This is a genomic window from Pseudonocardia sp. EV170527-09 (genome assembly GCF_008369905.1).
Taxonomy (GTDB): domain Bacteria; phylum Actinomycetota; class Actinomycetes; order Mycobacteriales; family Pseudonocardiaceae; genus Pseudonocardia.
Window position 1 is genome coordinate 1 of sequence record NZ_VRMC01000078.1, and the last position, 12,491, is coordinate 12,491.

General features: G+C 68.0%; 14 protein-coding genes and 1 tRNA gene. 11 read left to right on the forward strand and 4 right to left on the reverse strand.

All coding sequences use genetic code 11. The annotated features are described in order from the left end of the window. A partial coding sequence (locus FVA95_RS21335) for a transposase (protein WP_193564365.1) occupies positions 1 to 294 on the reverse strand: 294 nt, incomplete at its 3' end. A 395-nt stretch (positions 295 to 689) separates the two neighbouring features. On the opposite strand from FVA95_RS21335, the gene FVA95_RS21340 reads away from it, so the two are divergent. Further along, positions 690 to 2,567 (forward strand): hypothetical protein, encoded by a 1,878-nt coding sequence (locus tag FVA95_RS21340; protein ID WP_149665750.1) that lies wholly within the window; start codon positions 690 to 692, stop codon positions 2,565 to 2,567. Between the two features lie 64 nt (positions 2,568 to 2,631). Here the strand turns inward: FVA95_RS21340 and FVA95_RS21345 are convergent, their stop codons facing one another. Together FVA95_RS21345 and FVA95_RS21350 are read right to left on the reverse strand one after the other, a co-directional pair. Then, entirely contained in the window at positions 2,632 to 3,294 is a 663-nt protein-coding gene (locus FVA95_RS21345; RefSeq protein WP_149665751.1) for a YdcF family protein, read from the reverse strand. An 11-nt stretch (positions 3,295 to 3,305) separates the two neighbouring features. Beyond that, positions 3,306 to 4,076: a GntR family transcriptional regulator gene (locus FVA95_RS21350; RefSeq protein ID WP_149665752.1), complete on the reverse strand. Its 771-nt coding sequence runs from the start codon at positions 4,074 to 4,076 to the stop codon at positions 3,306 to 3,308. A 163-nt stretch (positions 4,077 to 4,239) separates the two neighbouring features. On the opposite strand from FVA95_RS21350, the gene FVA95_RS21355 reads away from it, so the two are divergent. The 8 genes from FVA95_RS21355 to FVA95_RS21390 all read left to right on the forward strand — a co-directional run bounded on the left by FVA95_RS21355 (position 4,240) and on the right by FVA95_RS21390 (position 10,368). Beyond that, positions 4,240 to 4,668, forward strand: coding sequence for a plasmid replication, integration and excision activator (locus tag FVA95_RS21355; protein ID WP_149665753.1), 429 nt, complete (start codon positions 4,240 to 4,242; stop codon positions 4,666 to 4,668). 127 nt (positions 4,669 to 4,795) lie between these two features. After that, on the forward strand, positions 4,796 to 5,209 hold the full coding sequence (locus FVA95_RS21360) for a hypothetical protein (protein WP_149665754.1): 414 nt from the start codon (positions 4,796 to 4,798) through the stop codon (positions 5,207 to 5,209). Continuing rightward, on the forward strand, positions 5,209 to 5,529 hold the full coding sequence (locus FVA95_RS21365) for a WhiB family transcriptional regulator (protein WP_149665755.1): 321 nt from the start codon (positions 5,209 to 5,211) through the stop codon (positions 5,527 to 5,529). The genes FVA95_RS21360 and FVA95_RS21365 overlap by 1 nt, the downstream gene beginning before the upstream one ends. After that, positions 5,526 to 5,705: a hypothetical protein gene (locus FVA95_RS21370; protein ID WP_149665756.1), complete on the forward strand. Its 180-nt coding sequence runs from the start codon at positions 5,526 to 5,528 to the stop codon at positions 5,703 to 5,705. Before FVA95_RS21365 ends, FVA95_RS21370 begins: the two co-directional genes overlap by 4 nt. Then, on the forward strand, positions 5,702 to 7,279 hold the full coding sequence (locus tag FVA95_RS21375; protein ID WP_149665757.1) for an FtsK/SpoIIIE domain-containing protein: 1,578 nt from the start codon (positions 5,702 to 5,704) through the stop codon (positions 7,277 to 7,279). The genes FVA95_RS21370 and FVA95_RS21375 overlap by 4 nt, the downstream gene beginning before the upstream one ends. Further along, entirely contained in the window at positions 7,276 to 8,955 is a 1,680-nt protein-coding gene (locus FVA95_RS21380; protein ID WP_149665758.1) for a replication initiator, read from the forward strand. Before FVA95_RS21375 ends, FVA95_RS21380 begins: the two co-directional genes overlap by 4 nt. Positions 8,956 to 8,967: 12 nt before the next feature. After that, positions 8,968 to 9,183 carry a helix-turn-helix domain-containing protein gene (locus tag FVA95_RS21385; protein WP_149665759.1) on the forward strand — a complete coding sequence of 72 codons (216 nt, stop codon included), beginning with the start codon at positions 8,968 to 8,970 and terminating at the stop codon, positions 9,181 to 9,183. Continuing rightward, a complete protein-coding gene (locus FVA95_RS21390; RefSeq protein ID WP_149665760.1) occupies positions 9,184 to 10,368 on the forward strand; it encodes a tyrosine-type recombinase/integrase in 1,185 nt (394 codons plus the stop codon). It abuts the gene before it with no gap. Between the two features lie 92 nt (positions 10,369 to 10,460). Here FVA95_RS21390 and FVA95_RS21395 read toward each other — a convergent pair. Beyond that, positions 10,461 to 10,534: transfer RNA gene (locus FVA95_RS21395), tRNA-Gly, on the reverse strand. Positions 10,535 to 10,697: 163 nt separating this feature from the next. Between FVA95_RS21395 and FVA95_RS21400 the strand changes: the two genes are divergently transcribed. Further along, the gene (locus FVA95_RS21400; protein ID WP_240051648.1) at positions 10,698 to 11,879 is read left to right on the forward strand and encodes a UDP-N-acetylglucosamine 2-epimerase; all 1,182 of its coding nucleotides are present in this window, start codon (positions 10,698 to 10,700) and stop codon (positions 11,877 to 11,879) included. 26 nt (positions 11,880 to 11,905) lie between these two features. Next, complete coding sequence (dcd, locus tag FVA95_RS21405) at positions 11,906 to 12,490, forward strand: dCTP deaminase (protein ID WP_020621988.1); 585 nt, start codon at positions 11,906 to 11,908, stop codon at positions 12,488 to 12,490. Position 12,491: the final 1 nt, after the last annotated feature.

The following is a 12,491-nucleotide window of genomic DNA, read 5'->3' on the forward strand; positions in this document are numbered from 1 at the left end:
GCGCCGGCGCTCGAGCAGCCAGTCGGGAAAGTAGGAACCGGTGCGGAGTTTGGGGATCGCCAGCTCCACGCTGCCGGCGCGGGTGTCCCAGTCCCGGGCCCGGTAGCCGTTGCGGGAGTTGACCCGCTCGGCGCTGCGTTCCCGATAGCCGGCGCCGCACATCGCGTCGGCCTCGGCCGCCATGAGCGTCTCGGCGAACTGTTTGATCATCGCCCGGAGCAGATCCGGGCTTGCATCAGCGAGCCGGTCGTTCACCCAGCCCGCCACATCGTTCACACTGTCTGACGCGGCCATCGCGTCTCCTCCCTCGAGAACTCTAAGCACTCGAAGGATCACGCGGTGGCCGTCTCATATCCCGACGCCACGCCGTTGATCAGCGACGACGTCGTACACCACGTCCCTGGACGCAACCCACGCGGGCCGGAGGCAGGAGCGGGCGAGCCGGAGGGCCGGCGTGGCCGGCCCGCGCCGCCGGAGGCGGCGCCTTGATCTCTTACAGGCGGATTCGGCAGCGGAAGGTCTACCGATGCTTCCTACCGATGCAATACGAGAAGCCGTGCAGCTCGTTGAATCGGACACGGTCGACCTCGCCAGTCTGGCCATATTCGACGGGAGCCTGAGCCGCTCGGAGGGACACCCGTGGCGTACCTCAGCACGGACGCACCTTCGTCTCTTACTACTATCATCCCATGCAGCTTCGATTTCGTCGCCACGACGGGGCACAGGTCGCGGACGGCCTAATCCTGCACACATACGTTTTTGACACTGGCTCGGAAGTCTCACACATCGAACTGGCTAGGAGGCTCCTCCGTAGCGGCCTAGCCGATAAGGCAGTTCTCCCGAATTCAGGCGAGGTTCGCCTGGCAAATAAGTATCGCGGCCTCGCTAGGAACATCAGCCGCCTCCGGGAGTTTTCCGATTTTGGCAATCGAGACGAGGTCGATCGGTCTCTAAGCTCTACATGGAGAGAATCGAGCTGGGAGCTGCGTCGCATCATGGCCGGGTCTCTTCTCCGCGTAGCTTGGAGCTGGCTGACGGGACGACGACCTGACAGGGACGAGCGAGACGAAAAGGATCGATCTGACTGGCAGGAGTTTCGCACGGCTAGCGATCAGTTCGAAGACGAGGTTCGTCAGGCCTCGATATTTGACCAGGTGCGCCACGAGATCGATCTTGACCTATATCCGATGGAGTACTTGTCTCGCATGCCGTTTATACGGCTCGACCTCCAGCCTGTAGATGTGGAGATCAACCTACTCGGCCGGTCGATCTTCGATGCTGGAGTTCAGCGTCTTGACATCACGCTGACACTGCACGACTCCGGGGTGGGATTACTGACGATGAGTTATTCCGTTGACACTCCCACTCCGCTTAAGTATCTCACGGCTGCAACCCGCTCCGATAAGACAAGCGTAAAAGCGATTAGGATTTCAGAGGTCGTGGCCAAAGGGTACGCCTTGGCAAATGGGCGGCGCCTCCACGACATATCCGGCAGATGGGAAGATGAGGTGGAGGGAGGTGAACGCTGGGTAAATCTGAATGTTCCGGACGAATCGATGTTGGTCGATGTTTTCCACTTCTACCACGCTGCTCTTGTCTCCAACTTTGGCCAACCCATACTAGGGACCTGGCTTTGCCATACGACAGTCGCTATACAGGAGTGGGCGTGCTGCGGGTCGAGGTCGCGGTGGAAGAAGGCGCATGACGGTGAGCTGCTTCAGGTCCTTGCTGGTGTTCCTGAAATCGACAGCGCCCGGGTGGACGCGATTGGCGGCGAGATTCTTCGTGATCATTCAATCAGTCCTGATGCATCGTTCTACTCCAGCGGCGGCACGTCAATGGAGGTCGAGTGGTCGTTTGGTCGGTCCGAACCGTGGTCGGCGGTGGGCCTCCTCTTTCGGATGATTGTCATTGAGAATGCCCTACTTCGCTTCTGGCAGCTCAAGCTACTCGACGGTGAGATTGCTGGAGCTAGCAAGAAGAAGCTTGCAGAGAAGGCCGATGCACTCCAGGAGAAGATTATCTTCGGTCTCTCTGAACAAGATCGTGTATTGTTTAATGCCAGATCGGCATCGGACTTGGCTGACTTCATATTCGCTAATCTTGGGAGAATTGCACTCCGGAGGCACGTTGTCGAGAGAATATCAACGCTTAGCAGCCTAGGCGCGGCACGGAAGGCGCGCGTTAGTGCCAGCCGCTCTATTAGGCTAGCTGCTGGTGCACTGGTCGGAGCTGTCGTCTTGGGTCTGCCGGCAGTAAGTCAAGCGCTAGATATTCTGGCAAAGGTGCCCTCGCTGGCTGTTTCCGAGCCGACGCGGACGACGGTCGCTATCTGGGTATACGTGGCACTGGTTGGGATAGCCGGCGCACTGGCTGTGGTTCCAATGCGAGTGAGGCGGAGAGATGTAAAGCGTCGCCGGTTCGTGCGTAGGATCGGCTACACATGGCCATTTGGTCAACTCGATATCCGGATGGCTCGTCGCTGGATCGATGAGCCTGGTGATCAGCCGGAAGCGTCGGACGACGCGGCATCGGAAGCCGAGGGACGCAACGCTGACCGTGCTTGAATTTCGGCGCAATTATCTAACTATGATTGGCGGAGTGAAAGCGATGCAGACCCAACAGCCAGGACTACTCAACTAGAACCCGGCTGGTATATCCAACGGCAACTAGATTATCGTACGCGTCTTGGATGTCGGCCGGGATGTCTTGCTCGATAGCCCAGCCTTTCCGTGCGTATTCCCACAATCGTTGAGTGTCACCTACAAGCATGCTTATGACGCGGTTCGAATCACCGAGTTCGGATACGTACTCGTCGATTGATGATGGCCGCGACGTGCAAATTGTCAGGACACTCGGCCAGCGGAGGTGGCACATCGCAAAGGCGCGCCGCTGCTGGTACGGCCGCGAGATCAGCATTACTGACCGGACCGGCGGCTCGCCGCCCTCGACCAGGGCGCGGGTGAAGTCGATGTTCTCGCCGGTGTTGGTGGCGTTGGGCTCGACGAGGATTGCTTCGTCGGGGACGCCGAGGGAGAGGGCGTGTTCGCGGTAGTGGACGGCTTCGCCGCGGGGGAAGCGTTCGATGGTGGTGGGGGCGTTGGCGCCGGTGAAGACGATTCGGGGGAAGTAGCCCTGGTGGTACAGCTCGGCGGTGTAGGTGGCGACGCCGAGGTCGTGGCTGCCGAGTCCGATGCCGAGGTCCACGGGGCGTAGCTCGTGGTGCATCTGGTTGAACTCCCACAGCGTCTCCACATCGGCGCGGAACTCGGCGGGGATGGTGGTGTTCGGCATCGCTGGTCCTTCTACTCGGGGATGTCGAAGGAGTAGGTCCAGGAGAAGCGTGAGGCCGCGTGCACGCCTCGCGCGACTTCGACGAGTGTGCCGTCGGCGGTGTAGGTGCGGCGGTTGAGGATCATCACGGGCTCGCCGGCGGGGAGGTCGAGCTGGTCGACCTCGTCGGGTGTGGGCATGCGCGCGTAGAACGACTCGGTCATATGGTCGGGTTCCAGGCCCTGCATAGTGAGGACGGCGAACCCTCCCCCGCGGCCGGCCGGGCCTGGTGTCGGGTCGACGAGCGGCGTGCCTTCGACGTGGGCGGGCAGGTAGTAGCTCGTGAGCGTGTGGGTGGGCTGATCGCCGTCCTTCACGAGCCGCGCCCGCGCGTAGACCGGTGCGCCGGGCTCGATGTCGTAGGCCTCGGCGATCTCGGCGTCCGCGTCGACGAGGGAGACGGTCTGCGTCTGGTCGCTGGGCTTCCACTCGCGGCCTGAGGCCTCGCGGTCGGCTGCGAACGCGACGACGTCGCCGTACTTCCACTTCTTCTTGCTGTAGCGGTCCACGCCCAGGCGGCGCATCGGTGGCGGGGTGCGGACGACGGTTCCGCGACGGCGGATCGGGGTCACGAGGCCTTCGGCTTCGAGCATGGCGACGGCGTTGCGGACGGTCTTGACGTTGACCCCGTGCGTGGCTGCCAGCTCGTCCTGCTTGGGCAGGGTGTCGCCGGGCGCGTAGGTGCCCTGCTGGATCGCGTCCCGCAGGATCGCGGCCAGCTCGCGGTACCCCACCGTGCTCATGGTTCTCCCTGGTCGACTCCGATAACGGTAGCTGTACCGCCTCAGCGAGAATCGGCGTGACAGATAGAACCCCCTCTATTGACAGTTTCGCGCACGCTTGCTCCAATAGAGCTGGTTCTAATGCCGCTGGCTGTCAGCGGGAACCACGAGCAGAGGAACAGCGATGGCGATCAAGAACAAGTTCCCGGTGTCGATGGGCGACGTCTTCCCCCACGGCGCCTACGTGGTGTCCGAGGTCGAGGCGGTGCGTGACTTCGACAAGTCCGCTCCGGGTCGTCCGGTGCAGCAGCTCGACAAGGAGTCCGGTCTCCCGGTGTGGTCGGTCTCGGTTCTCGATGCCGACCCTGACGCGCGGCGGCAGGACAAGACGGTGGTCGTGAAGATCGCCGCGACGCATCAGCCCGTGCCGCCGGAGTCCCTGGCCGGGATGCCGTTCCGCCCGGTGGAGTTCGACGGCCTGACCGTCACCCCGTATGTCGCGGAGAACGGCGGCCGGCCCCGGGTGGCCTACAGCCTGCGCGCCTCAGGCATGCGCGCCCCGTCCGGCGGGGCCTCCAAGCCCACGCCCCGATCGAACTCGGAGGCGGCCTGACCACTGACGTGCATCCATCTGGTGGGGGTGGAGGGGAGCCCGATTGCGGCGGACTCCCCTCCGGTCTCCCTCAACCTCTTCACGCCCTGAGCAGGCAGTCCGAGACTCGGAAGGACACCGAGGCTAGATGAACGTCTTCACCCTCCCCCACCCCACCACCCCCGACCCCCGCGCCGAGGCCGGCACGGTCCCGGCCATCGTCACCGCCGGTCTCGCCCGCTCCGCCGCCCTGCGCCGCGCGGTCGCCACTCCGGCCCCTTCCGATGCGCTCGGCCACGCGGTGCGGGCCGAACGGCTGGCCGAGATCTACGCCCGGGAGGCCCGTTGGTGGGGCGTCCTGGAACGTCACATCTACAGCCCCGCGTCGACCGTGCCGCTGGTCTACGGCGATGCAGTGATCATCGCCCGGCTAGCCCTGCGCGATGACGCCCGGTTCTGGGCCGAGACCGCGAGCGACTGGCGGGCCCGGGCCGAGCGGCGCCCGACCTCCGACGCGGCCGGTGCCCTGTGCAACCACGCTGACCTCGGGGTGGTGGCTTGATGACCACCTCCGAGCACTGGCGGGTTGACGCGTTGTGCGCCCGTCCGGGCACCGACCCGGAGCTGTTCTTTCCCATCGAGACCGCCGCCGACGCCCCGGCTCGGATCGCGGCGGCCAAGCGGGTCTGCGCCTCCTGCCCGGTCGCGGCGGCGTGCCTGGCGGACCTGATGCGGTGGGAGGACCCGGCCCGGCGCTGGGGTGTCGTCGGCGGCACGACCGCGGCCGAGCGGGACGTCCTCTACGCCCGCCAGCGCGCCACCGTCGCCCTCCTGCACACCGAGGTCGTCCACGGGCCGGCTGCGGGCGGTGAGGCCGCATGAACGCCAAGAAGCCCACCCCGGCGACGGACCGGTGCGAGGTGTGCCGCGTCCCGCTCGTCGAGCGCCCGGACTCCCGTTGGCGTCGCTGCGCCGATCACCTCGACCAGGCCGTGCTGTTCCCGCTCACCCACGTCCGCAAGACCCGAGCCACGACGCGGAAGGAGGGGAACCGATGAGCACCGCGACGCTGATCCTGACCGGTGGCGGCCTGGTCGTCGCTCTCTGGGTGCTGCACAAGCTCGGGCAGGCCCTCACCCACATCCTGGAAGCCCTCGCCGCGGTCGCCGTCGTGTTCGTGACGCTGTGGCTTGCGGTCAAGGGCACCTACAAGCTCGCCCGCCTGGTGGTCACGCACTGGCGCACCAGCACCGCCACCCTCGTAGTTCTGGCGTGGGTGCACTGGTTGGGCTGGCTCTCCCTCGCGATCACCGTCGCTGTTCTGGCGGCCGGGCTCGGGCTGTGGCGGTGCATCGACCTCGCCTCGTTCGACGTGTGGGCGGGTCGGCATCTGCGGTCGTGGTGGCAGCGTTGGATGGTCTACGCCCGCCGGATGCCGCGCTGGCTGCGCGCCTGCCGCCTCACCGTCCCGGACCCGGGGCAGGGCATCGTCGTGAACGTCAACCCGCTGCGTCGCACCGGGATGGCCCCACGGTCACAGCCGCGCCGGGACCAGGTGCCGCGGATCCTCGGGGTCCGCTCGGGCCCGTCCTGGGATGAGGTGCGTGTTCGGCTGGTGCCGGGGCAGACCCCGGAGGACGTTGACCAGGCTGCGCGGTCTCTCGCCGTGGCCCGCGGGGTGCCGCGCTGCCAGGTCCGCGAGCTGTCCCCGAACGTGGTCTCGATCGACTTCCAACGCCGCAACCTGCTCGCCGACGTCGTCCCCTGCGCCTCGATCGCAGACATGGCCGGCGCTGACGGGGCCGCGCTGGATTTGGGCCGGGTGTGGTCGGGGCGCACCGAGTACGGCACCGACTGGTACCAGCCCCTCGCGGGCGGCCACACCCTCACCGCCGGCTCCACCGGCGCGGGGAAGAACTCGGTGATGTGGGCGCCCATCGCGTCGATCGCCCCCGCGATCCGGGACGGCCTCGTGCGCGTGTCGGGGATCGACCCGAAGGGGATGGAACTGGCCTACGGGCGGCGGATCTTTCACCGCTACGCCGTCACCTCGAAGGACGCGCTCGCCCTGCTGGATGAGCTCGTGGACGGGATGGAGGCCCGCAAGCGTGAGCACGCCGGGCACGTGCGCACGGTGCCGATCACCAAGGAGACGCCGCTGGAGCTGATCGAGTTCGACGAGATCGGTGCCCTCGTCCGCTACGTCGGCGACCGGAAGACCCGTGAAGCGATCACCGAACGCATCGCGCTGCTGACCACCCAGGGCCGCGCGCTGGGCTACACCGTGCGCGGCTACGTGCAGGAACCGACGAAGGACACCGTCCCGGTCCGGGAGCTGTTCCCGCGCCGCATCTGCCTGCGCGTCGCCTCTAAGAGCCACGTCGCGATGGTGCTCGGGGAACACGCCTACGACCGCGGTGCCTGGGCCAACCGGATCGGCGAATCGGAGCCGGGTGTGGGCTACCTGTTCGGCGAGGGCATCCGCGAACCGCTGCGGGTGCGGGCCGGCTGGGTCCCCGACGAGACGATCAAGGCCCTGGAGGACTACGTCACCGGCCACACCTCGGGCGAGCCCGGGACCGTGCACCCGCTGCCCACACCTACCCCGTTCCCGGCCGGAGGTGTCGCATGACCACCGCTCACACCGAGGACTCGCCCGCCGTCGAGCCGATCGATCAGGATCAGCTCACCCGCGCCCAAAAGGCCCTCCTGGCGCTGTCCAACGACGTCGCACAGCAGCTCGCCGAAGACCACGGCGTCTGCATCCGCCCGCTGGCCATGCGCCGGATCGACCTCACCTCCGGGCGGGTCGACGTGGTCCCGGTGCCGTGCGGGTCGACCCGGGAGGACCAGTGCCGGCCGTGTTCGGACAAGGCCCGGCGGTTGCGGATGGTGCAGTGCCGGGAGGGCTGGCATCTCGAGGACGAACCCATCACCGCGCCCGCGGCGCCGTCGGAGGCGCAGAAGGAGCTGATGGCCACTCGCGCGGATCTGCACATGGCTTACACCGCCGCCCGCGAAGACGGCGACGACGAGGAGTGCGAGGAGATCCGGGAGACCGTCGCCGAACTCGACCAGGAGCTACGCGCCCTCGGGGTCCGGGGCCGGCTCGCCCCGCTCGACCCCACCCCGCAGGTCGTGCGCCGCTCGACCCGGCGCCGCCAGGATGCGCCGAACCTTCCGCGCCGTCCGGTGGAGAACCGCACCCTGGGGCAGGTCTTCGGCGGGAAGTACCGGCCGTCCACCTTCCTCACACTGACCCTGGACTCCTACGGGCGGGTGGACGGCAACGGGGCAGCGGTCGATCCGAGCAACTACGACTACCGGCGTGCGGCTCGGGATGCGATCCACTTCCCGAAGATCCTCGACCGGTTCTGGCAGAACACGCGGCGCTGCGTCGGGTGGGACGTGCAGTACTTCGGGACCGTCGAACCCCAGAAGCGTGGGGCGCCGCACTTCCACGCCGCTATCCGCGGCTCCATCTCCCGGGCTGAGCTGCGCGCGATCGCCCAGGCGACATATCACCAGGTGTGGTGGCCTCACCACGACGAGATCGTCTACTCCGGGGATCGGCTGCCGCGCTGGGACGACCACGCGAAGGGCTTCGTTGACCCGGACACCAAGGAGCCGCTGCTGACTTTCGATGAGGCCACCGACCCGGAGGTCCTGCACGCCCCCGCCCACACCGTGGTGTTCGGGGCTCAGGTGCACGTGAAGGGGATCCTCGGCGGCACTGAGGAGGCTGGTCGCCACATCGGCTACCTGACCAAGTACCTCACCAAGAGTGTCGGGCAGGCCGCCGGGCTCGACGAGACCGCCACCGATCGGCAGCGCGAGCACGCCCGCCGGCTCACCGCCGAACTCGCGATCACCCCGTGCTCGCCGCGCTGCCCGATCTGGCTGCTCTACGGCATCGAGCCCAAAGGCGCCCGCCTCTCCACCGTGCCGGGGCACTGCAAGGGCAAGGCCCACAAGCCCGAGCACCTCGGCATCGCCGGCCGCCGGGTCCTGGTCTCGCGGAAGTGGTCGAACAAGTCGCTCAAGGACCACCGCTCCGAGCGGGCGGCGTTCGTTCGGCAACTGCTCGACAAGGCCGGCGTCCGCCCCGGCTACGCCGTCGATGACGGGCCGTTCGAGTGGGAACGCACCCGGGCCGGGGACTGCGATGTCCCCAGCCGGCCGGTCCTGCTGCTGCACGCGATCAACCAACGCCAGCGATGGCGGGCCGACTACGACGCGGCGGTGATGGCAGCTGGTGATCCACCACTCGACGGCGAGCGTTCGGCAACTACCGACCAGGCAGCGTGAGGAGCCCCGGCTGTGAGCGGATATCTGACCGTCGCCGAGGCGGCGGAGTACCTGAACACTTCGGTCCGGTTCGTCCGGCGCCTCGTCGCCGAGCGACGTATCGCCTTCCACAAGGTCGGCGCGCACGTCCGGATTGCGGTCGTCGACCTGGAGGACTTTGTGCGAGCCGGACGGGTCGAAGCGATCACCGTGGCCAGCATTCGGCGCGACCTGGGCGGGGTGGCGTAGATGGCTAACAAGTCCGGTCGCCGACGTTTCGGCAACGTCCGTGAACGCTCGTCGGGCCGGTGGCAGGCGCGCTTTCCCGGTCCTGACGGCCGGATGCGATCTGCTCCTCGGACGTTCCCGAGCAGGAGGGACGCCGAGCAATGGCTGGTCGTGGTCGAGTCGCAGATGGTTCGCGGCGAGTGGACGGATCCGCTGCGCGCGGCGATTCCGATCGGTGCGTACGCCGATAAGTGGATCACTGAGCGACCGTCGCTGCGTCCGCGAACGGTGGAGCTCTATCGGTGGCTGCTCACCAAGCACGTCGTTCCGCGCCTCGGTGATGTGAAGATCGGTGACCTCAGTACGGCGCTGGTTCGGGAGTGGCGCTCCGATCTCCTGGCCGCGGGCGTCTCACAGTCGGTTGCAGCCAAGTCGTACCGGCTGCTCCGTGCCGTCCTGAACACCGCGGTCCAGGAGGACGGGATCATCTCTCGCAACCCCTGCAGGGTCCGCGGCGCTGACCGGGAGAATCCGGCCGAACGCCCGGTGCTCACCGTTCCGCAGGTCTTCAAGCTCGCCGACGCCATGCGACACCGCCGGCTCCGCGCGATGATCCTCGTGACGGCCTTCACCACCCTGCGTTGGGGCGAGGTGTCCGCCCTCCGGCGCGGTGACATCGCACCGGACGGCAGTTGGATCCGGGTCACCGTCGCGCACACGGAGGTCGTGGGCCGAGGGATCGTCGTCGGTCCGCCCAAGTCCCGGGCCGGTGTCCGCACCATCTCCGTGCCGCCGGCCATCCGGCCTGAGATCGTCAAGCACCTGATGACCTACGTCGGGCCGGCTTCGGATGCGCTGGTCTTCACCGGTCCGAAGGGTGGGGCGCTGCGGCGGGCACATTTCAACAACCTGACGAAGTGGCCCGAGACGGTCCGGAAGCTCGGCGCGCCCGGGCTGCACATCCACGATCTGCGGCACACCGGCAACCTCTTCGCTGCGCAGACCGGCGCCAGCACCAGGGACCTGATGGCGCGGATGGGTCACGACGACATGCGCGCGGCCCTGATCTACCAGCGGGCCACGAGTGAGGCGGACCAGCGGATCGCGGATCGGTTGAGTGCGCTCGTCGAGGGCCGGGAGATCGACACCGACGACCAGGAGGACGACGAGGACGGCCCCGCAGGCAGCCGGGTTCCGGTCGGCTGAATGGCCCGCCAATGGCCCACGGGCCAAGTGGATCTAGATACGACGAAGGCCCAGCTCCGGTGTGGACACCGTGTGAGCTGGGCCTTCGTGGTTGGAGCGGATGACGGGAATCGAACCCGCGTATTCAGCTTGGGAAGCTGATGTTCTACCATTGAACTACATCCGCATGTCGCGAGATCACCCTAGCACCACGATCCGCGGACCTGTCACGGACCTCCCCGCCCCGGCCACCGCACGAACCGACCACCGGGCGCGCATGTCTCGACCGGGCCACCCGCTCCGCGCACACTCGGCGCCGTCGGTCAAACCTCGGCCGGAAGGTGACTGCGATGGCGGTGTTCGACCCGATGTCGGTCGATGCGCCCGGGTTCCCCCCGGGCCATGAGCACGACGTCCTGCTCATCGCCGGCAGCCGTCCCGAAGTCGCGCGGCTCGCCCCGGTCGCCGGGGCCGTCGCGGCGGCGGACCGCATCCGTGGGATCACCGTCGCCACCGGGCCGGACCCGATGGCGGTCCACGAGGCGTTCGAGGCGCTCGGCGTCCCCACCGACATCACGATCCTGCTGCCGCTGGACACCGGGCCCGGCATGGCCGATGTCGCCGCGGCGCTGTTCACCCGGCTCGACCAGCTGCTCGTCGACCAGGACCCGTCCGCGGTGCTGGTCCACGGCGGCGGGCTGGCGGCCGAGGTCGCGGCGACGGTCGCGTTCTGGCGGCGGATCCCGATCGTGCACATGCAGGCCGGGATGTGCACCGACGACCTGCCGTGCCCGTTCCCGCAGGAGGCGCACCGGCGGGTCATCGGCCAGCTCGCGTCGCTGTTCCTCACCACCAGCGGTTCCGCGCTGGGCAGCCCCCTCGGCCCGAACGTGCTGACCATCGGCGACACGATCAACTCGCTGCCAGGGCCGCAGCACCAGGGCTGTGTCGGCGCGCTGGAGCGGGTGCACGACGAGCACCGCAGGCTGATCGTCGTCGATCTGGCGCGGGCGTCGTCGTCGCCGGTGCTGCGCGGCGTCGCGGACCTGCTGGAGCGCTACCCGCGGATCGAGATCGTGCTCTTCGGTGCGCTCGCCGCCGGGGAGACGGTCCGGTCGCTCGGCACCCACCCCCGGGTGACGGCTGTGCCCGAGCCCCCGCTGTCCGACCAGCTGGCCGTGCTCGCCGCGGCGACCGTCCTGGTCAGCGACGATCACGAGCTCGTCGTCGACGCGCCCGGCCTCGGCACCCTGGCGGTGCTGGTCGACGGGCCGAACGTGCCGCAGCCCGGCGACTCGATCCGCAGCATCGCCGCCCACGACACGGCCGCCGCCGTCGCGCAGGTGCTCGACGGTGACCACGGGCGTCGCGCCGCCGCGTCGGACGGTTTCGAGGCCGCCCGGGCGGAGCAGGCCATCGCCTGGATGTTCGGGCTGACCCGCTCGCCGCAGCTGCCCGACGACCTCGTGGGCGGCGGCCGGCACTGTCCCGGCGAGGTGGAGTCGGACTCCGAGGAGTCCTCCGAGGCGTGACCGTCGGCCCTGGATAGGCTGTCGGTGTGCTGCTCTCCGACGGCGACCTGCGCAAGGACATCGAGTCCGGCCGGCTCGTGCTCGACCCGTGGGACGTCGAGATGCTCCAGCCGTCCAGCGTCGACGTCCGGCTGGACCGGTTCTTCCGCGTCTTCCAGAACTCGCGCTACACCCACATCGACCCCGCCCAGCAGCAGGACGAGCTGACGACCCCGGTGGAGACGCCGGACGGTGAGTCGTTCGTGCTGCACCCCGGCGAGTTCGTGCTGGGGTCGACGTTCGAGCGGGTCGGTCTGCCCGACGACCTGGCCGGCCGGCTGGAGGGCAAGAGCTCGCTCGGGCGCCTGGGCCTGCTGACCCACTCCACCGCCGGGTTCATCGACCCGGGCTTCACCGGGCACATCACGCTGGAGCTGTCCAACGTCGCGAACCTGCCGATCACCCTGTGGCCGGGGATGAAGATCGGGCAGCTGTGCCTGTTCCGGCTGTCCAGCCCGGCCGAACGGCCCTACGGCACCGAGGGCGTCGGGTCGCGCTACCAGGGGCAGCGGGGGCCGACCCCGTCGCGCGCGTTCCGCAGCTTCCACCGCACCGACACCCGGCGGAGCTGAG